The sequence below is a fragment of the Allobosea sp. genome (assembly GCF_030695125.1).
Classification (GTDB): Bacteria; Pseudomonadota; Alphaproteobacteria; order Rhizobiales; family Beijerinckiaceae; genus Allobosea.
In genome coordinates, this window is the sequence record NZ_JAUYTP010000075.1 from 35,929 (window position 1) to 61,382 (window position 25,454).

Genomic DNA, 25,454 nt, shown 5'->3' on the forward strand with positions numbered 1-25,454 from the left:
CACGCTGATCGGACGGAATTCCCCATGACCGACATCGTCACTCTCGGCGGCTTTGAGAACCGCCGCGCCCTTCAGCTCGACGCGCTGGCCGGCATTTTGCCGATGGAGCGTCGCGACAAACTCGCGACCATCCTGACCGACGACGATGTCGAGACCTTACGCCACCTCGCCCGCGAGGGAATGGGTGAGAATTCCCTGCGAGCGCTTGCCTCCGACCTCGCCTATCTCGAGGCCTGGTCAGTCGCCTCGACAGGCTCACCCCTGCCCTGGCCGGCACCTGAAGGGTTGGTGCTGAAGTTCGTCGCCCATCACCTCTGGGATCCGGCGCGGCGGGCCGAGGACGCCGCCCACGGCATGCCGAACGACGTCGAGGCTTCCCTGCGCGCCGGCGATCATCTGCGCAGCGACGGGCCCCATGCGAGCTCCACCGTCAAACGGCGCCTGGCTCATTGGGCGACGCTGCACCGCTGGAAGGGGCTTGAAAGCCCGCTCGGCACGCCTGCGATCCGCACCAGCGTGCGCCTGGCGGTCCGGGCCAGCGCAAAACCGCGCCGGCGCAAGAGCAAGCGCGCTGTGACGCGCGACATCCTCGACCGGCTGATCGCGACCTGCCAGACCGACCGTCTCGCCGACACACGCGATCTCGCCATCCTGCTCGTCGCCTTCGCATCAGGCGGACGCCGGCGCAGCGAGGTGGCGCGGCTGCGGCTCGAGCAGCTGAGCGAGGAAGGCGATGTGCCGCTCGATTCCGACGATCCCAACTCGCCTCGCCTGCCCTGCATGGCGATCGCGCTCGGCCGAACCAAGACGACACAGTCCGACGACGATGCTCGCGTGCTGTTGATCGGCTCAGCCGTCGCGGCCCTGCGCGAGTGGATCGAGCGGGCCGACATCAAGAAGGGGGCGGTGTTTCGGGCAATCGACCGCTGGGAGGCGATCGACGACCGGGCGCTGACGCCCCAGGCCGTCAACCTGATCCTAAAGCGCCGCTGCGCTATGGCGGGTCTCGATCCGGTGGAGTTTTCGGCTCACGGCCTCAGGTCAGGCTATCTGACCGAGGCAGCCCGGAACGGCGTCGCACTGCCCGCGGCGATGCGCCAGTCGCAGCACCGGTCGGTTCAGCAGGCATCGCGGTACTATAACGACGCCGATCAGGCGCTCGGAAAGGCTGCAAGACTGGCGATCTAAGTCACCACTTTTCGCAAGCGTCGGTGACCGAATAACAGATGAGCGCTGGCGCTTGAGCGCCTCTCCAACCCAGATCCTTGCTCAGAAACTCACGCCGATGCTTTGGCGCGGGTTGTTTTTGCGCGAGGTGCCGGCTTCGGCGCGGGGCCGGCCGCAGCCTTGCGACCCAGACCCATCGACTTGGCGAGCGCAGAGCGCGCTTCTGCATAGGCGGGAGCGACCATCGGGTAGTCCGAAGGCAGGCCCCACTTTACGCGATATTGTTCAGGCGTCAGGCCATAGGAGGTGTTGAGGTGACGCTTCAGGGATTTAAACTTCTTGCCGTCTTCCAGGCAGATGATCGCATCTGGCGTGACCGACTTCCGAATTGGAACCGCTGGAATGAGAGCGACGGTAGGAGCAGGGGCCGCCTCCGAGCCAAGGCCCGCAAGCGCCGAATAGGTGCTCGCGATCAAGTTAACGAGGTCGGCCGGCTGAACGTTATTGTTCGAGACATAGGCAGAAACAATCGAGGTCGTCAGCTCAAGAAGCTCGGCATTTTCTGTGATTTCGGACATTGTTCTCTCCAAGGCCGCCGGAGTGTTCTGGGATATTTCCTCAAACTCCGGGATATCTATAACCCCGAGCAGGGTCTACCTAAATTCGACGTGTAAGACGCAATAGCCGTGCAGAACCGGAGCGATAATCGCGTCCGATTCTGCACCTCACGTGTGTCGAAATCAGATCAGGCGACGGTATCGGCCAGATCCTTGGCAACCTTGAATTTGACGACGGTCTTTGCGGGCACGTCGATCATCGCACCGGTCGAGGGATTGCGGGCCTGGCGCGCATCGCGCTTGGCGACCGCAAGCTTCCCGATACCACCAAGCGTGACGTCGCCACCCTCCTTCAGGGTCTTCGCTGCGACCTCGGCAAGGGACGCCAGCACGGCGGCGACATCAGCCTTGGTCTTGCCGGTGGCTTCGGCAACCGCTGCAATGAGTTCGTTCTTCGTCATTGAAAATCTCGCTGATTCAGGGGAAATCGCGCCCCGAATATCTGAAACTGGCCAGAGGGCAAGCATTCACGCGATTATGCCGGATCGCAATCGACGGTCCGTACCCCTCGCAGTCCTATTCCGCATAGGCCGCAGTCAGCGAAGTCGGTAGCCTCGCGCCACCTTACGCGTCAGCCAAACGTCGAGCGATTCAGCGGCGGCAGCATGATCGGCGTGAAGATCGAGGCGACGCCGCCCATTGGCTCCGATGCGCCCCCATTCGCGGATCAAAGCCGTGTCGCCAAACAACGTCGGTTCGATCGCCAGCACATAGAAGCGCGCCATGTTGCAGCCCTCGTCCCGGCGCTCCAGCACTAGCATCTGCAGTTTACCCGTGGTGGTCTCGCGCGCGACATCCATGCACGACATCTCGCGCGCCGTGACAGGATCGGTCCAACGCAAAGCCTGAATCGATCAGCCCGCATTGATTCAGACCGGTGATACGTCGCCCATATCGGCGCCGAGCCCGTGGCGCTCTCTCCAGGGCAATCGGTTTCGGCAATATCCCCGAAGGTGCTCGTGGGAGATGCCCGAGCTACCTCTCGCATCCAGGTCCGCGCCATTTTAACCAAACCAGCGGGACGGCAGGCTGTGAAACGGTCTATCCTCGTCGCGCTGTCGCCTCACCCCGACGCGCGCGATCACTGCAATGTCCCGAAGGCTACCGCATGAATGAAAAATCGAAGCAGCGTGTCGACGCCGATAATGCGTTTCTGAGGACCCAGACGCAATCGATGGTGCGCGATCGCATCTTGTCGGAAAGCGACACCATCGCCCAGATGCGAGACGCCAATACGGCCCGGCTGAGAGAATTACGCCTGCAGAAGGAGATGCAAGCGCGCGAGGCGGCGGCGGCAATCCCGCCCAAGCCCAATCCTGGAAAACGCCCAAAGCACGATTGAAAACGACGATATTGATCTCCTTGCCCGGGAAACCCTCGTCGGATCAGCAGCTCGGCCCTTCAGCGTGAAACTGTGTCCAAGCGAGGCCGGCTGGCAAGCACGCGACGATCGGTCGGGCGTGCGGTGAAATCATCTGACGCCTTCAGTGCCGCCACGACGCACGGACGAACATAAGCGCGCATTTCGGCCCGCCAATGTTCAGTCATGGTCTCCCACCGAAACTGATGGGGATCGCGGACGGACTCGTGCAAAGCCTTTGCGGCTGCCTCGACAGCCTCTGAAACACGACGCTGATTCATGACCGCCCCCAAAACAACCCGACCGAAGAACTATGAAGTCCGTTCCCTACAGCAAAGCGAAACGAGAGATCCCTGTCGACTGATTTTGCACGTTAAACTTGACGAAGGTCGACCTGATCCGTGCCACTACGCTCGCTTCTTGTCGCGCTTGCGACTGCCAATCAGCGCCATCAGCATTGGTCCGAGCGAGAATTCGCCGGCCTCGGCCCTTCGCGTCAGCCCCCGCAGATATCCGCCAGCGCTGCTGATCGCCTCACCGCGCTGCAGGATAGCCGCCACGACGATCGCAGCCTGAACTTCGCCCATGATGCCCGTCGCCTCGTTCCAGGCGCTCGGGCTGATGCCCAACATCGGTCTGACCACCGCCGCCGACGCCAGGAAGTCGCGCCAGTTCAAGATCCCACCCTTCGAGTAGTCGATGAGATCGGGGCATGCGTCCAAAACCATCCCGAGTGGGAACGTCCCCTCCGGCATCCGCTTCGGTTCCGGCACGATCTCCAAACCGCCGACCCTGCTTTCTGGAAAGCGTGGTTCAAGATCAATAGGGGAGTCTGGATTTGAATTCTGTATGTGGCGCTCATTCTGAGACTCATTGCCGCTCATATTTTGAGTTTTAATATGAGTTTCCAAGAGGTTGAGGATCTCGTCGGCAAGCAGGGAGAGTTCCTCGGCGATCGGCTCCAGTGCTAAGCGCGTCGGACTGCGCGGAATCCGCGCCATGATGCCTCGGTAGAGCTCGTGGATATCAGCCCAGCCGGCCGGCCCATGCCCGGCTTGTTGCGTGGGGACGCTCTCATCGAGACCTGTCGCGATCATCTTGACGATGTCGCGTCGGCAGATCGTGATGCGCTCTTTGACCAGGCGCAAAGCCCGTGCTTCCGCCTCGACCTCGTCCGCAAGCGCTTCGAATTCTTCCGCCCTCACCACGAGCGGGGCCAGGTCGAAGCCGAAGGCGAACTCGATCTCCCCTCCCCTGCCCTTGCGGGCGTAGCGCTTCCCATTGGGACTGTCGCGTCTGACGATCAACCCAGCGTCGACCAGAGCCGCCAGATGACGCCTGAGCGTTGCCATCGGCATGCCGTGCGCCCGCAGTCCGAGCTGGTGGTTCGAGGGGAAGACAATCAACCCCTCGCCCGTCAGGACGGTTTCCGGATGAAACGACAGCAGCGCGTCTAGGACAGCCAATGCGCGCTCGGGCACGCCGAGGGCGTTCTTCGCCGTGCAGATCGCTCGGAAGATATTCCATTTGTGGACCGCTTTCTCCGGCGGTCGCGTTTTCGCGCTCGCCTGGCTTGCCACATGGGCAAGTGTCAGCGATCGCCGCCCAAAGGGCGTCGTCGAGAGTCGTGGTTCCATGATCCTTGCCTCGTTTAGGGCAAAGGAAATCGGCTCGCCGAAACGGCGCTAAATCTCGCAAGAGACTCTTGACGGTGATTCGTGGAAGTGCGATTCTCAGACTGCCAGGTATGAGAAGGGCTTCCGGAACTCCGTTTCGGGGGCCTTTTTCTTTGCTTCAAACGCTCCTTTTTGATGGTCAGTTACGTGGGTCAGGCATCTGCACGGCGCTTGAAGGCCGCGTAGATCTCAGGAATCGTCTCGACGAGATAAGCGCCGAAATCGGCAGCCACCGTCTTGTCGATTGTAACGGTCACTGCTTTTGCGTCATCACGGATGCTCGCGACTTGAAGGCCGTCTTCGGATTTCCAAATTGTTGGCCGCTGGGTCTTGGGCTTCTTCGGCGCTACAGCCTCGAAAATCTTGCCGAAGCGCTCATCTGAACTTAGCGCCGAGAAGTGTACTCCGCCTGCCGCCTTACGCGCCTTTTCGAGGGGAGCCGCACCGTCGAGCCGTGTCGACAACTCAATCCAACGATCGCGCCCTGCCTTCGGCGCAGGCCCGATGGCTTCGATGATGTCGGAGGGGATTTTGACGGCTGAGGAGATGAGACGGGACAACCCCGACTTGTCGACCGACAAAGCCGACATGATCGTATCACGAGTGAAACCGCTCTCTTCCAGGCGAGCTGCGAAAAGAGCTTTTTCGATGAACGAAAGATCCGTCCGGGCGCTGTTTTCTTGTCCTTGCGCAACGACCAGCTGCTCGTCCGACAGAGGCTTCACTATCGCGCGAACAGTCCGCCCGAGCTCCTTCAAAGCTCTCAAACGTCGCCGACCATAGGCGATCTGATAGCGCCCCTCGTGGCTCGGATGAGGGCGAACCAGGATGGGTACCTGCTGGCCATGCTCCCGGATGGATGCGACTAAGAGATGATGGTCATCGCTTGTGTCAGCCAGACGATCCGCGATCAGAGACGCGTCGATTATCTCGGCGGCGAGATCGAGTACCGCGTGCGCCTTCATCTGCTCAATCGAACGCGTCACCGCGCCGATAGCGCCGCCTCGCGGCCCAAATGCGCTCGACTGCAGGCCCTGGATTGGCTGTATCGGACCCGTCGGCTGAGGCGCGCCTGCGGAGTTGCCGGCCGGCAACTTTTCATCGAGCAGTCCGGCCAAGAGGTTCTTGCGAGCCATCAGCCTCGCCCCCAGGCTGAGAGGATAAGTTGCTCGATCTCGCCATTGACGTTGTCCAATGCCTCAAGCGCTCGATCATATGTCGCTCGAGTGAACTGATCGCGGCTGACCTCGTAGAGCGTTTGTTTGGTGATTCCGGCATCCGAAATGGCCGTGCTCTTGAGCATCGGGTAATTCAGTACATGTTCTCCGAACATGGAGCGCATGAAGGACATCATTTGGTTCTGAGGGCCGTCACCAGGCTCATATCGCGTGATAAGATAGCGCATCCAATCATATCCCATGTTGCCGCCGGCATTGGCGACAACGCCGAGCAAATCGGATGTCATGATCAGAAACTGGCACATCGACATGACGTCCAGCATCTGAGGGTGAACCGTAACGAGAACCGCCGTAGCACAACACAAGGCTGACAGGGTCAGAAAGCCGAGTTGGGGAGGGCAGTCGACAACTACGATGTCGTAGTCGTCGGCAACCGATGCCAGCGCCGCATCCATCCGGGTGAAGAACATCATCTCCATCTGCTTCTGACCCATCAGAGCTTTCGGAGTTTCGTGCTCGAACTCCATGAGCTCAAGATTGCCCGGCACCAGATCGAGATTGGCGAAGTACGTCTTCCTGATGATCTCTTTTAGGTCGCGGCGTTGATCGTCATAACGAATTGCGCCGTAGAGCGTCTGATTGTCGCCGACGTCGAACTCTGGCTGGAAGCCGTGAAGCGCCGACAGGCTCGCCTGGGGGTCGAGATCGATCGCCAAGACGCGGTATCCCCGCAGCGCATGATATTGGGCTAAATGCGCTGCAGTCGTCGTCTTGCCGCTGCCACCCTTGAAATTGACAACGGTGATGACCTGGAGATGCTCGTTGCGGTCACGGCGCGGAACGTATCGTCGATCTGCCTTGCTGCCGATATCGAGAAATTCCCTCAGCGCCTGGATATCTTCGACCGTGTATGACCGCCGACCCTGCCGGCCGACATCGACCTGCGGGCCCTTGCCTTCAAGAGAAAGTCGCCGCAGGTAGCCGTCGTTTATGCCAATCAGCTTTGCGGCTTCGATCGACGAAAATCGCCGAAGCGTCTTGCGGGCTTCCGGCGGAAACAGCTGGAGCCTATGGGCTTGCAATTTCGACGACAATTCTCGCGCATGTGCGCCGACCAGCTCGTGGATCGCCTTCTTGGGATGGGCAAGACTAAGGGCGGGTTCCACGGGCGTCTCGCGTAAACACGGAAAGTGGCGCGCATTGCGCCGAATACCGTGACAAGATCACCCGATTCCCTGAGTCTGGCAAGCGATTAAGGGTTAACGAGTGGTTAACGCCCATTTGGCCTCGTTTGGCAAAGTTGCCGGCCGGCAACTCGCTCCTAGCGCGCGAGGCTAAGCGCAGAGTTGGCTCGGACATTTTAGGGGCAAAACTTTCACCCCTCGCGGGAGACCAAATGCAAGCCAGAGCTAGGCCTTTTCAAGGGACGTCAGGCAGCGTCCGAGACGGCCAATTGCCTTCTCGGAGCAAAAATGGACGCCGCTATCCTGATCGTGTCAAAAGACATAGGTACAATCTGAATTTGATGCTGTGAGGCTGCGACAATCTCTGGGGTGGGTGTGCGCGACGGCCAGACGTCATCCTTCGGCGCTGCACCATGCGCTGATGCTCACAAAATGCGAACAGGCAGTCATGGCGAAGCGGAAGAAGCAGACCTTCGTAAGTTCGGGTATTGCGGGACTTGATGATATCCTCCGCGGCGGCCTACCGGCGTCGAACCTCTACATCGTGCAGGGCGCGCCAGGAGCAGGCAAGACGACCGCGGCACTGCAGTTTTTGCGCGCCGGCGTCGAGGCAGGAGAGCGCTGCATCTATGTCAGCCTTTCGCAGACGGCCGGCGAACTTCAGTCAATCGCCTTGTCTCACGGCTGGACGCTGGATGGCATCCGCGTGGAAGAGCTCTCGGCCTCCGAAGCGGTTAACGGCACCGCGGATCAGACGATTTTCCAAACGGCTGAGCTGCGGCTGGACGAAACGCGCATGGCGATCGAACGCGCAATAGAGGAGCATAAGCCCCATAGGCTGGTGTATGACTCCTTGCTCGAAATCCGCCTTATCACCGGCGACACTCCCCGCTTTCGGCGGGAACTCATTGGCTTCAAGGCATTCTTGGCCAAGAAGGGGATCATAGCACTGCTCCTCGATACGCAAACCAACGGAGGCGAGCGCAGCGGCGAGGAAATCGAGGGCATCGCTCACGGCGTGATCCGTTTTGACAAATCGCTCGAAGAGTACGGGGCGGTGCGCCGGCGCATCGAAGTCAGCAAGATGCGGGGTGTGGCTATCGCGGATGGCTACCATGACATGGCCATTCGCGAGGGGCAGGGCGTTGTCGTGTTTCCCAGGATCGTGCCGGGATCGGCCGTTGAAGTCGCCAAGCCGCAGTTGATCAAGTCCGGGGTCGAGGCGCTCGATGAGATGTTCGGCGGCGGGCAGGAATCAGGAACGATCACGCTGGTCATCGGTCAGTCCGGCACCGGCAAATCGACGATGTCCTCGCTTTACGCGACCGCGGCCCTGAAGCGAGGTGAAAGCGTTGCACTTTTCCTGTTCGAGGAGCGGCTCGAAACCTTCTTCCGACGCTCCGAAGGTCTCGGGATGGACCTTCGCCAGTTTTACAAGGATGGCCAACTTGTCATCTGCGATTTCAGCCCTAACGAGATTTCGCCTGGTGAATTCGGACAGATCGTTCAGCGGGTTGTCGCTGAAAACAAGACACGCGTGGTTGTGATCGATAGCTTCACAGGCTACCTGAACTCGTTGCCGCATCGCGACAAGGCCGTGCGGGATATCCAGTCGCTGCTTAAACATCTGGCTCGCGCCGACGTTTTGACGATGCTGATCGTCGCACAGCACGGGCTGCTCGGACAAAATGTCGGCATCGATGTCGATGTCAGCTTTCTAGGCGATACCGTGCTTTTGCTTCGTATTATGGAACACGAGGGTAAACTCCGGCGGAGCATCACCGTCGTTAAAAAGCGGCATGGGCCGCATGATCTTGACGTTCGGGAACTTCTGATCGCAACCGGCGGTGTCTCGGTCGTCTCCTATAATCCGCTTCCCGACACGTGAGCGCTTCTGCGCAGAACAGCGTTGGGATGCTTGATTGGGTGCTGATTCTGGCACCCTATCGCAAAGACGCCTCCTACATGGCCTCGCTGTTGAGCGAACATAGTATCCGTGCTCAGGCAGTGACCGCCATCGAGTTGGCGGATCGCATCGCAGAGTTCCCAGGCGTTCTCGTCGTCACGCACGAGGCCCTGAACCCAGACGCGATCAAGATCATCGCCAAATTTCTGCAGGACCAGCCCAACTGGTCGGAAATTCCCATTGTCATTCTGCTGGACCGCGCAGCTCCTCAATCACGGATCCAATCAGCGCTCGCCGGTTCCTGGCCTCGTTCGCGCCAGACTTTCTACCAACGCCCGGTCGCTGCGCTCGAACTGGTCAGCGGCATCCAGTCCGCGCTCCTGACGCGGTTCCGTCAACGTGAGGTTCGGGATTATCTCGAACGGGAAACCGAGCTGCGGCTCGAACTTAATCACCGCGTCAAGAATATCCTCGCCAGCGTGACTTCAATCTTCCAGATGACGCGCCGTGGCGCCGATTCGGTTGATGGCCTGGCGGCGGATTTCGCTGGCCGTCTGACGGCGCTTTCGAATGTGCATTCCGTCGTTTTCAACGCCGGTGGCGACGAAGCCCGGTTGAATGACATCATCGATGCAACGGTTGCGCCCTATCGCGCCGAGGGGCGCTCGAACATCAGATCCAGCGGCCCTGACATCATGGTGCCCCGCAGCGTGGCCACCACTCTGGCTCTCTGTCTGCATGAGCTTGCCACAAACGCGATAAAATACGGGGCTTTGTCGAGGCCCGACGGCCAGATTTCCCTTGAATGGGAGCTCTCCACCGGTCCCGACCCGCTCCTGACGATCACCTGGACCGAAAGCGGCGGCCCCCCTGTCGTCGAGCCGGCACGGGTCGGCTACGGAACCCGCTACATGCGCTCGGCGTTGACGAGCGTATTCGGAGAGCGACCCGAATTCAGCTTCGATCCCGAAGGTTTCCGCTTCGTTGTGCGCGGGCCGCTCTCCCGTCTGGTGCAAAAGCCATGAGGGACTATGACCACGCCTGTCCCCCTTCGCGTCTTCTATCTGGAAGATAACCCACTTATAGTCTTTCACATCGAGGCCATGATCGAAGATCTCGGTCATATATTTTCGGGATCTTTGAGTAGCTTCACCGAACTTAAAGCGTCTTTTGGCGAGTTCGTGATGGACTGCGCATTGGTCGACATCGACCTTGCCGACGGCCCGACGGGACCTCAAGCTGCGGAATGGTTACTGAACAAAGGTATCCCATCGATTTTTGTTACCGGACAGGCCGAGATTGCGGCGCAATTTAGCCAAGTATCCCTTGGTACAATTGTTAAGCCTGTGGCCGATAAAGACATGGCAGCTAAATTAGAGCTGTTCAGATTGGCTATTGCTACGAAGGACTGAGCTTGATTGGCATTTAATTTAGGAAATAGTTTATTGTCCACCATGAGCGGCATCAATATTAGACACCCGCATTAAGAGATCGGTTCAGGCAACCCATCCCGCTTTCAGCGCGATCGCCACCGCCTGAGGCAGTGTCTCGGCTCCGAGGTTAGATCGCGCATTGTCGAGGTGAAACTTCACTGCCCGTGGCGTGACACCCATGATCATGGCGGTCGCCTCCATCGATTTGCCGCGAGCAGCCCATGTCAGGCACTCCCGCTCGCGCTGGGTCAGCAGCGCATCATCATTGCGCGGAGACCGCAGCCCCAATTTCGCATCGGCGTGCGCGTGGAACGTTAACCCGATCAACTGGACGATATCATTCGCTTCCGTGACCATCCTTCCATGGGCTGAACTGACTTCGTCGACAGCGAAGGTGAAGGCGGCAAAACGATTGAAGCCGCCGGCGATCGCGACAGAGACGCCATGGCGGATGCCAAACTCGTCTGCGTCGTCGAAAAGACGCTTCTGGGCGCGCAGCGGAAACTGACGCGCGCCTTCGCGGGTCCACTGCAATGTGGAGCGCCCGCTTCGAGCGAAGGCGACCACGGGATCGACGTCCTGGTAGCCTTCCGTGAAATAATGCTCGGTCCAGCGCTTGGGATAAGACGAGATCAAAACCGGATCGGCTTCGCCGAAGCCGAGATAGGCAAAGTACCGGAAGCCCATGCTCTCGGCGACGCGCTGGCCGACGCGCCCGAATTCCGCTTCCGCAACAGACGAGTGAAGACCGTCGACGAGCTCCTGATAGGCCATTTCCACTGATTTCATTCGGTTTCCGTGGGTTGCGGCGCCTTGCTTCACGCGCCTGATGATTCTCTTGCGATCGATGAGAACGGCCTTTGCCGCGAAGATGTGGCGAGATAGCGGCCACAACTTTAGAGCGAATCCACCCTGTCAGATCCGACAGGTTCGATTGGAGCCCGTGTCTGATTGATTGGCATCCAGATCAACGCGATTCGGAGGTGGCCATGCAGGTCGTCGAACTGAGCCGCGCCGGATATGGCGCCAACATCTCGCTGCTGATGGGCATGCACCGGCTGCGCCGGAAAGTGTTCAAAGACCGGCTCGACTGGTCGGTTGGGACCACGGGCGAGCTTGAGATGGATAGCTACGACACGCTAGATGCGACCTACCTCATCGTTGCCGATCGCGGCACGGTGGTCGGCTGCGTGCGACTGCTGCCGACAACTGGGCCGAACATGCTGGCCGACACATTTCCGGAGCTTCTGGACGGCGGAGATGCCCCAAATTCCGATCTGATCGTGGAAAGCTCGCGCTTCTGCGTTGATACCGAGCTGACCGACGCCACGACGGATGGAGGCTTGCGGCGGGCAACGTTTATGCTGTTCGCCGCCATGCTCGAATGGGGGGAGGCGAGGGGAATCGCTTCCATCGCAACAGTCACCGATCTGCGTATGGAGCGGATTCTGCGCCGGGCTGGGTGGGCACTCGAGCGCCTCGGCAAGCCACGGCGCATTGGATCGACCGTCGCCGTGGCAGGATTGCTGCCGATCGAGGATGGCGTGATCGGTGCGATCCGACACAATGGCGGCTTGGCGTCACCGGTTCTGCCGGTCGACACGCCGCTGCCGCTGGCCGCGTGACGGCGCCGCTCATGATCAGGACCACGCTTCTTGCCGCCGGACTTATCGGCCTCTCGGCCGGCGCTGCCAGCGCCGACGATTGGGGCTGCACCGTCCTGCTTTGCCTCGCCAGTCCAGGCGGGCCGACACAATACGCGGCCTGCGTTCCGCCTGTGACTCGGCTTTGGCAGCATCTCAAGCGGGGAGGGGCCTTTCCGACCTGTTCGGCCGCAGGCCAGAGCACCTCGCCGGTTGGGTACGACCCTTACGAGCCATGCCAGGATGGATATGTCCTGCGGGAGCTTGGGCGCGATGGCGCGCCGCAGCCGGCCTGCGTCTCGAGCAAGCCAGTTCGCGACTGCAACCGCGCGGACGAAACCTGCCAGCCGCATGACATCCAGGCGGTCCGCCATCGCGCCCAACCCAATTTCATCGATGTCACCGGAGCCGACGGCGCCAGCACGCGGGTGCGATTCTGATGGAGGCGGCTGACATCACGACATTGATCGAGCGCTGCATAGAGCCCGCGCTCACACGACCGGTCGCGGCGATCATGCGCCAGGCGAGCGTGGTGGAACCCTTGCTCGTGACAATCTCCGGCAAACGGCCAATCCGGGTTCTGGCCGACACCAAGCCTGAGGCGATCGCGCTTGCCAGCGAAGCTGCCGTGGCAGGCAACACCGTCCGGGTCGGAATGGCTCAGCTTGATGTCGCGGATCTTAAAACGGCTGGACTCACTCTCACGGCGGCGTTCGACCCGTGCGCCCATATCGCCGGCGTCGCGCGCGTATTCCAAGCGCGCCGGGCACAACTGTTCGCCCGCGGCGTACCTGACACCGTCGCAGGCGACAAGGCGGTTGCCTCGTTCACATCAGCTCGGATGGACCAGACACCTCCGCATGAGGTCAAGCCCAGGGTCAGTGCTGAGCCGGCGAAGGAGCCTGCTTCTCGGCAAGAGGAGATTGCATCCGCCAAGGACTCGCCGTCCTGGAGCGTCTACGGCGCACGGCCCGGCTCATCACTGCTGATCTACAGCCGCTAACCCAGCCCAATTCCATTGCCCCCACCGCACGTGACGTGCGGCATCGATCCCGTTTGCCTTGGAGACTTTTTGCTATGTCTGTCCCGCTTCGTCCATTTGTCGCGCCTGCAGCCATGGCGGCTGTGCTTGTTTTCGTTGCGGTGGAACCCGCGCTGGCCCAGACCGCCAATATCGAGGGCGTCCTGCAAAACATTGTCACGATGCTGACGGGCAATGTCGCGCGATTGCTGGCGACGCTCGCAGTCATCATCGTCGGCATCGCCTGGATGTTCGGCTATCTCGATTTGCGCAAGGCGGCCTATGTCGTGCTCGGTGTCGCCATCGTGTTTGGCGCGTCCGAGATCGTCTCGACCCTGACGGGCGGCACCTGAGGCGCGGCCGCAATGACGAGCGCACCCGAGCGCCTGACCGAGGACACGCTGTTCCTGGCCTGTACGAGGCCTGCAATGATCGCGGGGGTCACCATGGAGGCGATGGCCATCAATGTGATGGCGTCCTGCATCCTGTTCCTGATGGCCGGATCGATCGTCTACGGGCTGATCGCCTTGCCGATCCACCTGATCTGCCGCGCGATATGCCGACACGATCCCAACCAGTTTCGCCTGCTCGTCGCCTGGCTCGAAACACGCGGCCGCGCGCGCAACGGCGCGCTTTGGGGCGGGTCGTCGCCGACGCCCTTGCGTCTCGTGCGCCGCTTCAACATTCGCGAGATCGCTCATGGCTGACGCGGCCCGCCTGATGGCTCGCGAGATCGAGCCCGACGTTCATCTGCCCTATGTCCGGCACGCCACCGAGACCGTGATCAGTCTTTCGACGCGGGCGCTGATGACGACGATTTGTCTCGACGGCATCGCCTTCGAGACCGCTGACATCGGCGATCTCAATGATCTGCACGCAAAACTCAATCTGACCCTGCGCAATCTCGCCGATGATCGTCTGGCGCTCTGGACGCATCTGATCCGGCGCAGCGACAGCTCCTATCCGGAGGGTGAGTTCTCGTCCGCCTTCGCCCGCGATCTCGACCAAGGGTATCGAGGGACGATTAAGGGCACGAAGCTGTTCCGAAACGAGCTCTATCTCACCATTGTCGCTCATCCCGGCCGGGATCGTGCGGAAGCTGCGGTTGGGTTCGTCTCCCGGTTGGGCCAGGCGCGCCGCGGGGGAGGGGAGGTCGATGCCGCCGCCCTGAAGCGGCTGAACGATGCGGCTCGCGACATCACGGCCGCGCTCGGCCGCTACGATGCAAGACAACTTTGCCTCGTCGAGCAAGACGGCATTCTGTTCTCTGAGCCGATGCGGCTCCTGCACCTGCTGGCATCCAGCGAGGATTTGCCGACAGCCCTGCCACAAGGCCGCATCGGATCGGCGGTCTACACCAACCGCGTCATCTTCGGCCGCGAGGCGATCGAGGTTCGCGCGGCGGGCGGTTCGCTGTTCGCCGGCATGTTCGGCCTGAAGGAGTATCCGACCTCGACCAAGCCCGGCATGCTGAACGGCCTGCTCTCAGCACCATTCGAGTTCGTGCTCTCGCAGAGCTTTGCCTTCCTGTCGAAGGCCGACGCCAAGACCGTGCTAACCCGCAAGCAAAACCAGCTCGTCTCGACCCAGGATGTCGCCGCCTCCCAGATCGACGATCTGAACGATGCGCTGGATGATCTGGAATCCAATCGCTTCGTCATGGGCGATCACCATCTTTCGTTGCTGGTGCGCGCCGACAACCCCAAAGCGCTTCTGGAGACGATGGCGCAGGCTCGGCGGGTTCTGGCTGAAGCTGGCGCGGTCGTAGCGCGCGAGGATCTCGGGCTTGAGGCCGCCTACTGGGCGCAGATGCCGGGCCTGTTCAAGCACCGAGCTCGCTCGGGCGCGATCACCTCGCGCAATCTCGCGGCCCTGTCGCCGTTTCACAGTCATCCGGCCGGTAAGCCTGAGGGCAATCACTGGGGGCCGTCGGTGGCGATGCTGAAGACCGCGTCGGGCTCGCCCTATCACTTCTCCTTCCACGCAGGCGATCTCGGCAACACCTTCATTTGCGGCCCCTCGGGCTCCGGCAAGACGGTGCTGCAGAACTTCCTCCTCGCCCAGGCGGAAAAGTTCGGCTGCCAGCGTGTCATGTTCGACAAGGATCGTGGCGCCGAGATCTTCGTGCGCGCCTCCGGCGGCACCTATCTCACGCTGAAGAATGGCGTCTCCACCGGCTGCGCGCCGCTGAAGGCACTCGACTTGACACCGACCAATCTCGCCTTCCTCGGCGAGCTCGTCCGCAAGCTCGTCACGATCGAGGGCAGGGCGCTGTCCGTCGTCGATGAGGAGCGCATCGACTCCGCTCTCGAAGCGATGCGGGCCTTGCCGCGGCAGGAGCGCTCGCTGTCGGCGCTGCGCGCCTTTCTCGGCCAGCAAGATCGCGAGGGCATCGGCGCCAGGCTCGAGCGCTGGTGCAATGGCGGACCACTCGGCTGGGTGCTCGATGCCGAGGAGGATGCGATCGCGCTCGACGCTAACTTCATCGGCTTCGACATGACGGACGTGCTCGATCACCCGGTCGTGCGCACGCCGCTGATGATGGTGCTGTTCCATCGCGTCGAGCAGCTCATCGACGGCCGCCGGATCATCATCGACATCGACGAGTTCTGGAAGGCGCTCGGCGACGACGCCTTTCGCGCGCTGGCAAACGACAAGCTTAAGACCATCCGCAAACAGAACGGAGTCATGGTTTTTGGCACGCAGTCGCCGCGCGATGCGCTCGCGTCCCCGATCGCCCACACCATCGTCGAGCAGTGCCCGACGCAAATCTTCATGCCGAACCCGCGCGGCACGCGCTCCGACTATGTCGATGGCTTCCATCTCACAGAGACCGAGTTCCGGCTGATCAAGGAGGAGCTCTCAGTCGAGAGCCGGCGCTTTTTGGTCAAGCAGAATGGGCAGTCCGTCGTCGCGGAACTCGACCTTGGCGGGATGGATGAGGCGCTCGCTGTGCTGTCGGGCCGCACCGAGACCGTCGAGCTGCTCGATCGCATCCGCGCCGAGGTCGGCGACGACCCGGCAGCGTTCCTGCCCAAATTCCATGCCGAGAGAAGGACAGCCCAATGAGAGCCAGCCAGCTCCTGATTGCCGCCGCCATCGTCGGTCTGCCGTCGAACAGCATCGCCCAGCAGGGCGTGCCTGTGTTCGACGCCGGCGCGATCGCCAAACATGTCGAGCAGATCGGCAAGCTGACCGAGCAGATCAAGACGATGCAGGCGCAGCTCACGCAGGCCAAGCAGCTCTACGAGTCCTTCAACAAGCTGACCGACGTCAACGATATCGCCTCGCTGCTGAGCAGCTCGGAGTTCCGCAAGTACCTACCGAAGGAGTTCAGCGAGATCGAAAAGCTGGTCTCCGGCAACGTCAGCGGATCACTTACCGGCGTCATCGATCGCTATCTCGATCAGAATCGCGCCTACCAGGGCGGCGACGCGAACTCGTTCTATCGAACTGAGCTCGACCGCATCGCGCGCCAGACCGGCGCGAAGCACTCGATCGGCCAGAGCGTCTACGACACGGCATCAAAGCGCATCGATGGCCTGGAGGAGCTGCGCCAAAAGATCACCACCGCCAAGGACGCCAAGGACGTTCTGGACCTGTCCGCGCGAATTCAGGCCGAACAGGCGCTCCTCCAGAACGAGGTCTTGCGCATGCAGGGCCTCGCCATGGTCCAGCAGGCGCGCGGCGACATGGACGGCCAGCGTCAGAAAGAGCGCGAGCGCCAGCTTGTCGATGAGATGAAGGCGGCGCTGCAATGAAGGCCCTCCCGGCGGTTTCGTTGGCCGTTTTACTTCTGCTCGGTGGATGCGACGAGCAGTCCGACAAGACTTCGATCAGTAGCGACAGCAGTCCTGAGCAGTTGGTCAGTCGCGCCACGGCTCCGACAGTCGTCTGGTTTCTTGAAAACCCGGACGCGCTGGAAAGAACGTGGAAGCTCTGTCGGTCCACTCCAGGCGATCACGGCTCCAAACCTGCGTGTATTAACGCGGGCCACGCACACGAACGCGTGCTGATGCTCGGCCGCGAGCGTGCGCTCAGTTCCTTGAAGCAGTGATCAGACATGGCCATCACGATTTTCGACGACTTCCTGAAAGAGTTCGAACAACCGATTACGACCTTCGTGTCGACGTCAGTCTCGAATCTCGCGTCTTTCGTCGATGGCCCGTTGCGGGTCGCCGTGCTGCTTTATGTCGTGCTGTACGGCTTTGCCGTCATGCGCGGCGCCATCGCCGAGCCCATCCAGGAGTTCGCATGGCGAGCCATGAGGCTCGTCCTAATCGTGCTCCTCGCCTCGAATGCAAGCTCGTTTCAGCAGTACGTGACCAACCTCTTCTTCACGTCGTTGCCGAAAGAGATCGGGAACGCTTTGGCCGGAACCGCGCTCGACACGTCCTCCGGCCAGCCTTTTGATCGCCTTCTCACTAAAGGGATCGAAGTGTCGCAGAAGATTTATGAGCAGGCGGGCCTGACCACAATCGCGCCAGCCCTCATTGCGGCCATCCTTGCGGTTTTTACCGCCGTCTCGGGCTTCCTGCAGTTCGCCATCCTGCTCTATGCCAAGATCGGTTTGGCGGTCGTCATCGCGCTCGGGCCGATCTTCATCGCGCTCGCATTGTTCGATGCCACGCGGCCATTCACAGAAGCTTGGACCCGTCAGGTCGCAAACTTCCTCATTTTACACGTACTCGTAGTCGCGCTGATCGGGCTCATGCTGACGTCGGTGCAGGGCTTCGTCGAGAAGTACGGGGCCAGCACGACGACCGGCGGCGGCCTGATGGTGGGCGCTGTCGCAATCAGCGCCGTGCTCGGTCTCGCGGCCTACATCGCGCTGCAGCTTCCAGCGATCGCTGGTGGGCTTGCCGGCGGCGGTGCGTCGCTCGCGGCCCGCGTGGTGACCAGCGCCATCACCGCGAACGCTGCATCGGCGGCCGTCGGCGCCTATGCCGGCGCCCATGCCGCCGCCAATCGGACAGCCGCTCGCATCCGCGCTCGTCGCCAGGGCGGCGAGATCAGGCGCGTTTAAGTCCACCCACGCCAGGAACAACCGCGTCCGCGCAAGGATGCCGAGAAGGATTTGCTTTGATGAATTGTCGCGTGATCTTCAGCGTCCTGCTGGCAACGACGGTGACAGGCTGTGCCGGCTGGAACAAGGGCGCACCGTCCTGCGACGGTTCAGCCAAGCGCCCGCTCAACCGGTCTCTTTGGGACTGGGAGGCCACGCCCCCGGTTTCGCCGCAGCCTGACGCGCCTGCGGTCAAGCGGCTCGGCCAGGCTAATCGCCATCCTTCCGTCCGCAAGGTGGCACAAACTGCCTCTGCCTGGTCCTCCTTCGACATTTCGCGGTCGTTCCTGTCCTGCGGGGAAAGGCCACGTCATGGTTAGGTCCGATGACCTGAAGGCCTATTTCGACAATGCCCGTCGCTGGGAACAGGACCTGCTGCTGACGGCGCAGCGATCGAAGCGGCTGGCCTGGTTCGTGGCGACGGGAGCTTGTGTGCTCGCTACCGCCGCTGTCGGTGCCGTCGTGGCCCTGGCGCCGCTGAAGACCGTCGAGCCCTTCGTCATCCGCGTCGATAATACAACGGGCATCGTTGAGACGGTCTCGGCGCTGGGCACCTCGCCGCGAACCTATGACGAGGCCGTTACCAAGTATTTCCTGGGCCGCTATGTCCGCTCCCGTGAAGGGTTTAGCCAGGCCGAGGCCGCCAGCAATTTCCAGACGGTGGCGCTCTTGTCCTCGCAGGCCGAGCAGGCGCGCTTTGCCGCCGTCTATCGCGGCTCGAATCCCGAAAGCCCACAGGTGCTGCATGGCCGCTTCGGCGTCGCCGAGGTTCGCATCAAGGCGATCTCGCTGCTCGCCGACAATCTCGCTTCGGTCCGTTTCCTGAAGGAGAGCCGCAAGGGCGAGGAGATCAAGATCACGCATTGGATCGCGACGCTGACCTTTGCCTATGTCAATGCGCCGGTCTCCTCGAGCGACCGCCTGATCAACCCGCTCGGCTTTCTTGTGTCGGAATACCGCGCCGATCCGGAGGTCGCGCCATGATCCGCCGAGTCATCGCAATTGGATGCGGGCTGCTCTTGGCGCTCGGCCTCGGACTGCCCTCGCTTGCCCTGCAACTCCCGACGGCCGGCGCGCGCGACGAGCGCGTGCGCTTCGTGGCCTACGACCCGGCCAACGTCGTCAAGGTCAATGGCGTCATCCGGGCCTCGACCCAGGTGATCTTCGCTGAAGACGAGGAGATCGCGCATGTCGCGATTGGCGACTCGATCGCCTGGGAGGTCGCGCCGGCCGGCTCGATCCTCTTTCTCAAACCCCGCGAAAAGCATCCGCCGACCAATCTGCAGGTCGTGACGACCAGGCGAGACGGCCGTAAGCGCTCCTATCAATTCGAGCTTTCGATCACCGAAGCTTCGTTGAAGGAGAGCTATTTCGTGGTGAAATTTTCCTACCCGACCGACGAGGCCGATCGTCGTCGCGCCGAGAACGAGGCACGCGGCCAGCAGCGCGAAGGCGCGGTCATCGACCAGACGTTCGATCTCCACCAGCAATATGGCGCGCGCAACTGGCGCTTCTCGGCGCAAGGGTCGGCCGACCTCGAACCGGATGGCGTCTTCGACGACGGTAAGGTCACGAGCTTCCGCTTCGCCGGCAATCGCGAGGTACCGGCGATCTACATGGTCGGTTCGGATGGCGCGGAAAGCCTCGTCCCGAAGGACGTCCGTGGCGAGGTCGTCGTGGTGCATGCCACCGCGCGCGAGTTCCGGCTGCGCCGCGGCAGCGATGTGCTCTGCATCTTCAACGAGGCGTTTGACGCTGTCGGTGTGAACCCCGGCACCGGAACGACAAGCCCCAGCATCGCCCGCACCCAAAAGCAGCCAGCCCCAGTTCGGCGTCGCTGAGGAGCACGACATGACTGATCAGACTACGTCATCCGGCATCGAGGGCGAACGCGGCATCACCCCGGTCTCCGGGCCGGTCGAGGGCTCGGGCCGGGCGCTCGCCAAGCGCGGCATCGGTGCTGCCGCGCTGATCGCTTTCTCGGTTCTCGTGATCTGGAGCACCTGGAAATCCGACAAGCCCGTCGAGCAGGGCGGCTCCAAACCCGTCATTCGCCAGACCACGGCCTTTGAGCCCGCGCGTGAGCCGCCGGCTCCTGCGCCCGTGCAGCAGGCCGCCCTGCCGGTCTTGCCGCCACAACTTGCGCCGGCCGCTGCCCCGGCAGCAACCGACAAGCTGATGGAGAGCGCCCGCCGCGCGCCGGTGCTCGCCTTCAACCGGCCGGGACGCGGACCATCGGGCGACGGGGCAGGGCAGGGGGCTGCCCTGCCCGGATCGCCTCTGCTTGCCGGCACAGCCGAACCGCGCAACGAACTCGCCGACAAGCTGAAAGCCACCACCATCGAGGGCGTGCGCGCTGCGCGCCTGCCGAATCGCAATCTTCTTGTGACGCAGGGCACGGCAATCCCCTGCGTGCTCGAGACGGCGATGTCGTCGGATGTGCCGGGGTTCGTCTCCTGCGTCGTGCTGCGCGATGTGCTGTCGGATTCCGGCCATGTCGTGCTGATGGAGAAGGGCACCCAGATCGTCGGCGAGTATCGCGGCCAGGTCCGCAAAGGCTCCAAGCGCATGTTCGTGCTCTGGACACGGGCCAAGACGCCGACCGGCGTCATTGTCGCGCTCGCTTCGCCCGCGACCGATGCGCTCGGCCGCGCCGGTTTCGACGGCGAGATCGACACGCATTTCTGGGAGAGGTTTGGCGCCGCGCTCCTGCTCTCGATCGTCAGCGATGCCGCCGCTCTCGGCCGCCAGCAATTCGAAGACGCCGACATCGAGATCCGAAACACATCCGGCGCAGCCAACACGGCCGCCAGCATCGCCGTTGAGCGCTCGATCGACATCCCGCCGACCCTGAACAAGAACCAGGGCGAGCGCGTCAACATTTTCGTCGCCCGCGATCTGGATTTCTCCTCGGTCTACGATCTCAAGCGGATCGAGAGCCGTTCGCGTATCCTCGATCGCACCGTGCAGGGCACCGAGATCGGGGTCGCTCCCCCATCCCGGGTCACGAAGCCATGATCGCGCGCGCATTGCCCATCGACGCGGAGCCGATCGTCGGGTTGGCGCAGGGTATTGCGACCCCTCCGAGCGGTGGAGACCGGCGCGCCAGCCGGATCGTGCTCGAGCGCTATCTTGCACCGCTCGCGCCCTTCCTGGCGCAGCCTGATTTGACCGAAATCGTCGTCAATCGGCCAGGTGAAGTGTTCACGGAAGGGCCGGGCGGCTGGCATCACCATGAGCTTCCCGATCTCGGCCATGCCCATCTCATGCATCTGGCCACTGCTGCCGCTGGCTATACCCGACAGGACATCGGCCCCGACCATCCGATCGTGTCGACGACACTGCCGGGTGAAGAGCGCTGCCAGATCGTCGTGCCACCCGCGGTGCCGCCTGGAACCGTCAGCCTGACCATCCGAAAGCCCTCGACCGTTACGATGACGCTGGAGGATTTTGAGAAGCGCGAGCTGTTCTCCGACATCCGCGTCACGAGCAACGACCTTTCACAGGATGAGCAGGAACTGGTGCGCCTGCGCGATGCCGGACAATGGCGCGAGTTCCTGGCGCTCGCCGTTCAAAGCCGCCGCAACATTATCATTTCGGGAGCGACCGGCTCAGGAAAGACCACGCTGTCGAAAGGGCTTATCGCCCAGATCCCGGCGAGCGAGCGCCTCATCACCATCGAGGACACCGCCGAGCTTGTGGTGCCGCAGCCCAACCATGTCCGGCTGCTCTATGCTAAGGATGGTCAGGGACTCGCCAAGATCGGACCGCGCGAGTTGCTGGAATCCTGCCTGCGCATGCGGCCCGACCGCATCCTGCTGCAGGAGCTGCGCGACGGCACGGCCTTCTTCTATCTGCGCAATGTGAATTCAGGCCATCCGGGCTCGATCACCACCGTCCATGCCGATTCCGCGCGTCTCGCCTTCGAGCAGCTGACCCTGCTGGTGAAGGAGAGTGCCGAGGGCAGGGATCTTGCGCGAGACGACATCCGCAACCTCCTGCGCCAGACCGTCGACATCGTCATTCAGATGAAACGCGAGCACGGCCGCTTCCGCATCACGGAGATCGATTATGACCCCATTCGAAAGCGCCTCGCCAGCGCGTAGGGTGGCGCTGCGGCTCGGCCTAACGATCCTTGGCATCGCCGTCTTCCTGTTAGTCGGTTCGAATGTCCTGCTGCTGGGTCTACGCACCCACGATGGCGGCTTCCACTGGAACGAGCTTGCGCTCGCCTGGCCACATTACGGCATGAATGAACGTCTCGACCGCTGGATCACTTTTGGCACGCTGGCCGGCACGATCGCGGCATTCGGGCTGATGGGGGTCGTTCTGCGGACGAAACCACGACCGCTGCATGGCGAGGCGCGCTTCGCTACCGAGCGCGATATCCGCAAGGCGGGTCTACGAGCCACACAAGGGATTTTGCTCGGCCGGAAGGACGGCAAGTTCCTCTGCTTCGGCGGGCCTGAGCACGTCATGGTCTATGCCCCAACGCGATCCGGCAAGGGCGTTGGCTATGTCATCCCGAACCTGCTGAACTGGCCGGACTCCGTCGTCGCGCTCGACGTCAAGAAAGAGAACTTTGACCGCACCGCCGGCTTTCGGGAGGCGAGCGGGCTGGCGGTCTTCCTGTTCGATCCGCTCGACGAACAGGGTCGCACAGCGCGCTACAATCCGCTCGCCTATGTCCGCCGCGATCCGGTCGATCTCTATGATGATCTCCAGCGCATCGCCGTCATGCTGTTCCCGGCCGAGAACCGGGCCGATCCCTTCTGGTTCGAAACGGCGCGCTCGGCTTTTGTCGCGATCGGTGGCTACGTGGCCGAGACACCCGGCCTGCCGCTGACCATCGGCGAAATCCTGCGGCAGCTTTCGGCGTCCAGTGACCTGAAGGCTCATTTCCTGGCCACGATGAAGGAGCGCGCCAAGAGCACGGCGCCCCTCTCGTCGCATTGCATCGGGGCGCTGAACGACTTTCTATCGGCTTCCGAGAACACCATGAACTCGGTCAGGAAAACGACGACGGCGCGGCTCGGCCTCTGGCTCAATCCGCGCATTGATGCCGCCACATCGGCTAATGATTTTGACCTGCGCGAGCTGCGCTCCCGACCTATGTCGATCTATCTCGGCGTCACGCCCGACAATCTCGACCGGATGGCGCCGCTGCTCAACCTGTTCTTCCAGCAGGTCATCGACCTGAACAGCCGCGAGCTGCCCGAGCAAAACCCAAAGCTCAATCGCCGTGTCCTGCTGCTACTCGACGAGTTTCCGGCGCTCGGCCATGTCGGCGTGCTCGCCAAATCCGTCGCCTTCGTCGCGGGCTACGGCATTCGCCTTCTAACGATCATCCAGAGTCCGGCGCAACTCCGGGCGATCTACGGCCCCGATCTCGCCAAGACCATCATGACCAACCATGCCATCGAGGTCGTGTTCGCCCCGAAAGAGCAGGACGTCGCCAACGAGCTCTCCGAGCGCATCGGCTACGACACGGTCCAGGCAAAAAGCCGCTCGCGACCGTGGGGCCTATCGTCGGGAAAGCGCAGCGAGTCCGTCTCGGATCAGCGTCGCGCGCTGATGCTGCCACAGGAACTCAAGCTGATCCCGTCATCCAAGGCATTCATCTTGGCGGCCAGCGTGCCGCCGATCATCGGCGACAAGATCATCTACTACGAGGACGCCGCCTTCACCGCGCGACTGAAAGCGCCACCGGTGATCGCGCCCAACCGCGGACCCTCCAACATGCTGCTTGCAAGCGAGATCATCGAGCTGAAATCCGCCGTCGCCGAGTTGCAGGCGACGTTCCGGACCCGGCCGATGACGGATGAAGAAATCGCCGACCCGTCGCTGATCCCTGACGATGCGACGTTCGACTTCGGCAACGTGCCCGTCGATCTCGAAGGGCTTTCGGAGGATGAATTGAAGGACTGGTGCTCGCAGGTGATCGATGCCGCCATCATCCCCGCGAAGGGGGCGGGTCAGCCGGTGAAGGAGATGCGTCGTGGCCGATGACAAGAGCGATCCAGGCGAGTTTTCGATCGGGCGAGGTCGGGACAAAGGTGCAAACGCTGACAGTTTCGAAAAGAATGGAGCATCTCGTCCGCCGCCAGGCCAAGGAGAGACTACTCAAGCCGAGTTTGACCTGGGTGGCACCAACCAGCGCCGCTCCGACAGCGGTATGCCGGAACGGCTACGGCGCAAATACTATGTCGCCGAAGCGGGTGCCGGCGACGAGGCGAGGGTCTACGCCGATCCGAGAGGCGAATACCTTGCGTTTAAAGTCTCAGCCGAACGATTGGCGACGCGGCTCGAGGACGCTGGCGTCATCCGCGACATGGTGTCGATCGCACAGCATAGAGGCTGGGCGGAAGTGCAGGTTCGCGGGTCGGTCGAGTTCCGACGGACGGCCTGGCTCGAAGCTTCAGTGCGCGGATTGGCGGTTCGTGGTTATGAGCCCGATGCCATTGACCGGGCCGCCCTGTCGTTCCGGACGAAGTCAGATGTCGATCCAGCGCGGAGCCGATCACAATCCCAACAACGCGGACCTGAAGCGTCCGAAACAGTCTTTGTGGCGGGCGTTTCAGCCAAGAGACCCATCGACGTGACGGTTATGCCGCCTGAGCGCGGCGTAGAGCCGACCCATCCGAGGCACGCGGCCGAGGGATACTTCGGGAGCAGCGGAGATCAGCATGCATGGTTGAAGGCCGGACGTAATCGAGCCGACCCTCCAATTGACAGATCCGCAATCACAATCGACGTGCTGCCATTTCGAGCGGCGACATCCGATCGACCCTCGCGCACTGCTGGCGAGCGGCGTGCCGATGTATTCCGGTCGGCCCATCGTCAGCAGAACGGAGGTGATGACGTCGTCAAAGCTGCGCGATCGCAAATGACGGCGATCGAACAGGCTCTTGCCAAAGCGGTTCTCGATCCGGCTTTACGAGACTCGGTTTTGGCGCATGCAAAGGCTCGGATCGCTGAACAACTTGAGCAGGGCGGGGAGTTCAAGCATGCCGAAGTGAGAACGCGCACGAAACCGGAGAGGCCGTCGAAGGTGTCGAGCGTCAGTTCACCGCGCAAAAATCGGCCGGACACTCCGGAGGCCCATTGGGATCGATGATACCGTCTCGCTGTCGCTTGCAAGTCAGCATGCGCGGTGGTTGCTGTTTATACGGCTGTCGATTATCGGCGCCTTAGAGCTCCTTAT

The 25,454-nt window shown here is 62.0% G+C and carries 26 protein-coding genes; 19 read left to right on the plus strand and 7 right to left on the minus strand.

Translation table 11 applies throughout. The features are described from left to right. Positions 1-24: 24 nt before the first annotated feature. On the plus strand, positions 25-1,188 hold the full coding sequence (locus tag Q8S38_RS22685; protein WP_305682607.1) for a tyrosine-type recombinase/integrase: 1,164 nt from the start codon (positions 25-27) through the stop codon (positions 1,186-1,188). An 89-nt stretch (positions 1,189-1,277) separates the two neighbouring features. On the opposite strand, the gene Q8S38_RS22690 is transcribed toward Q8S38_RS22685, so the two are convergent. The 3 genes from Q8S38_RS22690 to Q8S38_RS22700 form a co-directional block, all read right to left on the minus strand. Continuing rightward, complete coding sequence (locus Q8S38_RS22690) at positions 1,278-1,745, minus strand: Ros/MucR family transcriptional regulator (protein ID WP_305682608.1); 468 nt, start codon at positions 1,743-1,745, stop codon at positions 1,278-1,280. Between the two features lie 167 nt (positions 1,746-1,912). Further along, entirely contained in the window at positions 1,913-2,185 is a 273-nt protein-coding gene (locus Q8S38_RS22695) for an HU family DNA-binding protein (protein WP_305682609.1), read from the minus strand. Positions 2,186-2,320: 135 nt separating this feature from the next. After that, positions 2,321-2,584, minus strand: a complete 264-nt coding sequence (locus Q8S38_RS22700) for a WGR domain-containing protein (protein WP_305682610.1) — start codon at positions 2,582-2,584, stop codon at positions 2,321-2,323. 308 nt (positions 2,585-2,892) lie between these two features. Here Q8S38_RS22700 and Q8S38_RS22705 point away from each other — a divergent pair, with 308 nt between their 5' ends. Then, positions 2,893-3,126 carry a hypothetical protein gene (locus tag Q8S38_RS22705; protein WP_305682611.1) on the plus strand — a complete coding sequence of 78 codons (234 nt, stop codon included), beginning with the start codon at positions 2,893-2,895 and terminating at the stop codon, positions 3,124-3,126. 425 nt (positions 3,127-3,551) lie between these two features. On the opposite strand, the gene repC is transcribed toward Q8S38_RS22705, so the two are convergent. From repC to repA, 3 genes are all read right to left on the minus strand, one after another. After that, on the minus strand, positions 3,552-4,781 hold the full coding sequence (repC, locus tag Q8S38_RS22710; protein WP_305682612.1) for a plasmid replication protein RepC: 1,230 nt from the start codon (positions 4,779-4,781) through the stop codon (positions 3,552-3,554). 191 nt (positions 4,782-4,972) lie between these two features. Then, positions 4,973-5,956: a plasmid partitioning protein RepB gene (repB, locus tag Q8S38_RS22715; protein ID WP_305682613.1), complete on the minus strand. Its 984-nt coding sequence runs from the start codon at positions 5,954-5,956 to the stop codon at positions 4,973-4,975. Then, positions 5,956-7,164 carry a plasmid partitioning protein RepA gene (repA, locus tag Q8S38_RS22720; protein WP_305682614.1) on the minus strand — a complete coding sequence of 403 codons (1,209 nt, stop codon included), beginning with the start codon at positions 7,162-7,164 and terminating at the stop codon, positions 5,956-5,958. The genes repB and repA overlap by 1 nt, the downstream gene beginning before the upstream one ends. Positions 7,165-7,630: 466 nt before the next feature. Here repA and Q8S38_RS22725 point away from each other — a divergent pair, with 466 nt between their 5' ends. The 3 genes from Q8S38_RS22725 to Q8S38_RS22735 are packed head-to-tail and all read left to right on the plus strand — an operon-like array spanning position 7,631 to position 10,500. Next, positions 7,631-9,070, plus strand: coding sequence for an ATPase domain-containing protein (locus tag Q8S38_RS22725; RefSeq protein ID WP_305682615.1), 1,440 nt, complete (start codon positions 7,631-7,633; stop codon positions 9,068-9,070). Between the two features lie 26 nt (positions 9,071-9,096). Next, positions 9,097-10,113 carry a sensor histidine kinase gene (locus Q8S38_RS22730; RefSeq protein ID WP_305682616.1) on the plus strand — a complete coding sequence of 339 codons (1,017 nt, stop codon included), beginning with the start codon at positions 9,097-9,099 and terminating at the stop codon, positions 10,111-10,113. A 6-nt stretch (positions 10,114-10,119) separates the two neighbouring features. Continuing rightward, the gene (locus Q8S38_RS22735) at positions 10,120-10,500 is read left to right on the plus strand and encodes a response regulator (protein ID WP_305682617.1); all 381 of its coding nucleotides are present in this window, start codon (positions 10,120-10,122) and stop codon (positions 10,498-10,500) included. A gap of 84 nt (positions 10,501-10,584) precedes the next feature. Here Q8S38_RS22735 and Q8S38_RS22740 read toward each other — a convergent pair whose 3' ends face one another. Continuing rightward, a complete protein-coding gene (locus tag Q8S38_RS22740) occupies positions 10,585-11,310 on the minus strand; it encodes a LuxR family transcriptional regulator (protein ID WP_305682618.1) in 726 nt (241 codons plus the stop codon). A 200-nt stretch (positions 11,311-11,510) separates the two neighbouring features. Here Q8S38_RS22740 and Q8S38_RS22745 point away from each other — a divergent pair, with 200 nt between their 5' ends. From Q8S38_RS22745 to Q8S38_RS22810, 14 genes are all read left to right on the plus strand, one after another. Beyond that, positions 11,511-12,146 (plus strand): acyl-homoserine-lactone synthase, encoded by a 636-nt coding sequence (locus Q8S38_RS22745; protein WP_305682619.1) that lies wholly within the window; start codon positions 11,511-11,513, stop codon positions 12,144-12,146. A gap of 457 nt (positions 12,147-12,603) precedes the next feature. Further along, positions 12,604-13,167, plus strand: coding sequence for a lysozyme family protein (locus tag Q8S38_RS22750; protein WP_305682620.1), 564 nt, complete (start codon positions 12,604-12,606; stop codon positions 13,165-13,167). Positions 13,168-13,241: 74 nt separating this feature from the next. After that, entirely contained in the window at positions 13,242-13,538 is a 297-nt protein-coding gene (locus tag Q8S38_RS22755) for a TrbC/VirB2 family protein (RefSeq protein ID WP_305682621.1), read from the plus strand. A 12-nt stretch (positions 13,539-13,550) separates the two neighbouring features. Beyond that, complete coding sequence (locus Q8S38_RS22760; protein WP_054210701.1) at positions 13,551-13,892, plus strand: VirB3 family type IV secretion system protein; 342 nt, start codon at positions 13,551-13,553, stop codon at positions 13,890-13,892. Continuing rightward, on the plus strand, positions 13,885-16,254 hold the full coding sequence (locus tag Q8S38_RS22765) for a VirB4 family type IV secretion/conjugal transfer ATPase (RefSeq protein ID WP_305682622.1): 2,370 nt from the start codon (positions 13,885-13,887) through the stop codon (positions 16,252-16,254). The genes Q8S38_RS22760 and Q8S38_RS22765 overlap by 8 nt, the downstream gene beginning before the upstream one ends. After that, positions 16,251-16,946 carry a P-type DNA transfer protein VirB5 gene (virB5, locus tag Q8S38_RS22770; RefSeq protein WP_305682623.1) on the plus strand — a complete coding sequence of 232 codons (696 nt, stop codon included), beginning with the start codon at positions 16,251-16,253 and terminating at the stop codon, positions 16,944-16,946. The genes Q8S38_RS22765 and virB5 overlap by 4 nt, the downstream gene beginning before the upstream one ends. Further along, the gene (locus Q8S38_RS22775; RefSeq protein ID WP_305682624.1) at positions 16,943-17,242 is read left to right on the plus strand and encodes an EexN family lipoprotein; all 300 of its coding nucleotides are present in this window, start codon (positions 16,943-16,945) and stop codon (positions 17,240-17,242) included. The genes virB5 and Q8S38_RS22775 overlap by 4 nt, the downstream gene beginning before the upstream one ends. Positions 17,243-17,248: 6 nt before the next feature. Then, a complete protein-coding gene (locus Q8S38_RS22780) occupies positions 17,249-18,211 on the plus strand; it encodes a TrbL/VirB6 family protein (RefSeq protein ID WP_291820966.1) in 963 nt (320 codons plus the stop codon). Positions 18,212-18,562: 351 nt separating this feature from the next. Then, positions 18,563-19,234: a VirB8 family type IV secretion system protein gene (locus Q8S38_RS22785; RefSeq protein ID WP_291820969.1), complete on the plus strand. Its 672-nt coding sequence runs from the start codon at positions 18,563-18,565 to the stop codon at positions 19,232-19,234. Beyond that, the gene (virB9, locus tag Q8S38_RS22790; protein ID WP_291820971.1) at positions 19,231-20,091 is read left to right on the plus strand and encodes a P-type conjugative transfer protein VirB9; all 861 of its coding nucleotides are present in this window, start codon (positions 19,231-19,233) and stop codon (positions 20,089-20,091) included. The genes Q8S38_RS22785 and virB9 overlap by 4 nt, the downstream gene beginning before the upstream one ends. A gap of 10 nt (positions 20,092-20,101) precedes the next feature. Next, a complete protein-coding gene (virB10, locus tag Q8S38_RS22795; RefSeq protein WP_291820973.1) occupies positions 20,102-21,268 on the plus strand; it encodes a type IV secretion system protein VirB10 in 1,167 nt (388 codons plus the stop codon). After that, positions 21,265-22,356, plus strand: coding sequence for a P-type DNA transfer ATPase VirB11 (gene virB11 / locus Q8S38_RS22800; protein WP_291820975.1), 1,092 nt, complete (start codon positions 21,265-21,267; stop codon positions 22,354-22,356). The genes virB10 and virB11 overlap by 4 nt, the downstream gene beginning before the upstream one ends. Next, a complete protein-coding gene (locus Q8S38_RS22805) occupies positions 22,322-24,259 on the plus strand; it encodes a type IV secretory system conjugative DNA transfer family protein (protein ID WP_291820977.1) in 1,938 nt (645 codons plus the stop codon). The genes virB11 and Q8S38_RS22805 overlap by 35 nt, the downstream gene beginning before the upstream one ends. Then, complete coding sequence (locus Q8S38_RS22810; RefSeq protein WP_305682625.1) at positions 24,249-25,367, plus strand: LPD7 domain-containing protein; 1,119 nt, start codon at positions 24,249-24,251, stop codon at positions 25,365-25,367. The genes Q8S38_RS22805 and Q8S38_RS22810 overlap by 11 nt, the downstream gene beginning before the upstream one ends. The last annotated feature ends 87 nt before the right edge of the window (positions 25,368-25,454 follow it).

Coding starts and splice junctions, on each gene's coding strand:
- Q8S38_RS22695 (WP_305682609.1), bottom strand. CDS start 2,185: ATGACGAAGAACGAACTCATTGCAGCGGTTGCCGAAGCCACCGGCAAG.
- Q8S38_RS22705 (WP_305682611.1), top strand. CDS start 2,893: ATGAATGAAAAATCGAAGCAGCGTGTCGACGCCGATAATGCGTTTCTG.
- Q8S38_RS22785 (WP_291820969.1), top strand. CDS start 18,563: ATGGTTAGGTCCGATGACCTGAAGGCCTATTTCGACAATGCCCGTCGC.
- virB9 (WP_291820971.1), top strand. CDS start 19,231: ATGATCCGCCGAGTCATCGCAATTGGATGCGGGCTGCTCTTGGCGCTC.
- repC (WP_305682612.1), bottom strand. CDS start 4,781: ATGGAACCACGACTCTCGACGACGCCCTTTGGGCGGCGATCGCTGACA.
- Q8S38_RS22765 (WP_305682622.1), top strand. CDS start 13,885: ATGGCTGACGCGGCCCGCCTGATGGCTCGCGAGATCGAGCCCGACGTT.
- Q8S38_RS22775 (WP_305682624.1), top strand. CDS start 16,943: ATGAAGGCCCTCCCGGCGGTTTCGTTGGCCGTTTTACTTCTGCTCGGT.
- Q8S38_RS22735 (WP_305682617.1), top strand. CDS start 10,120: ATGACCACGCCTGTCCCCCTTCGCGTCTTCTATCTGGAAGATAACCCA.
- virB5 (WP_305682623.1), top strand. CDS start 16,251: ATGAGAGCCAGCCAGCTCCTGATTGCCGCCGCCATCGTCGGTCTGCCG.
- Q8S38_RS22740 (WP_305682618.1), bottom strand. CDS start 11,310: ATGAAATCAGTGGAAATGGCCTATCAGGAGCTCGTCGACGGTCTTCAC.
- Q8S38_RS22700 (WP_305682610.1), bottom strand. CDS start 2,584: ATGGATGTCGCGCGCGAGACCACCACGGGTAAACTGCAGATGCTAGTG.
- Q8S38_RS22725 (WP_305682615.1), top strand. CDS start 7,631: ATGGCGAAGCGGAAGAAGCAGACCTTCGTAAGTTCGGGTATTGCGGGA.
- Q8S38_RS22750 (WP_305682620.1), top strand. CDS start 12,604: ATGGAGGCGGCTGACATCACGACATTGATCGAGCGCTGCATAGAGCCC.
- repB (WP_305682613.1), bottom strand. CDS start 5,956: ATGGCTCGCAAGAACCTCTTGGCCGGACTGCTCGATGAAAAGTTGCCG.
- virB10 (WP_291820973.1), top strand. CDS start 20,102: ATGACTGATCAGACTACGTCATCCGGCATCGAGGGCGAACGCGGCATC.
- Q8S38_RS22755 (WP_305682621.1), top strand. CDS start 13,242: ATGTCTGTCCCGCTTCGTCCATTTGTCGCGCCTGCAGCCATGGCGGCT.
- virB11 (WP_291820975.1), top strand. CDS start 21,265: ATGATCGCGCGCGCATTGCCCATCGACGCGGAGCCGATCGTCGGGTTG.
- Q8S38_RS22685 (WP_305682607.1), top strand. CDS start 25: ATGACCGACATCGTCACTCTCGGCGGCTTTGAGAACCGCCGCGCCCTT.
- Q8S38_RS22745 (WP_305682619.1), top strand. CDS start 11,511: ATGCAGGTCGTCGAACTGAGCCGCGCCGGATATGGCGCCAACATCTCG.
- Q8S38_RS22780 (WP_291820966.1), top strand. CDS start 17,249: ATGGCCATCACGATTTTCGACGACTTCCTGAAAGAGTTCGAACAACCG.
- Q8S38_RS22760 (WP_054210701.1), top strand. CDS start 13,551: ATGACGAGCGCACCCGAGCGCCTGACCGAGGACACGCTGTTCCTGGCC.
- Q8S38_RS22690 (WP_305682608.1), bottom strand. CDS start 1,745: ATGTCCGAAATCACAGAAAATGCCGAGCTTCTTGAGCTGACGACCTCG.
- Q8S38_RS22730 (WP_305682616.1), top strand. CDS start 9,097: ATGCTTGATTGGGTGCTGATTCTGGCACCCTATCGCAAAGACGCCTCC.
- Q8S38_RS22805 (WP_291820977.1), top strand. CDS start 22,322: ATGACCCCATTCGAAAGCGCCTCGCCAGCGCGTAGGGTGGCGCTGCGG.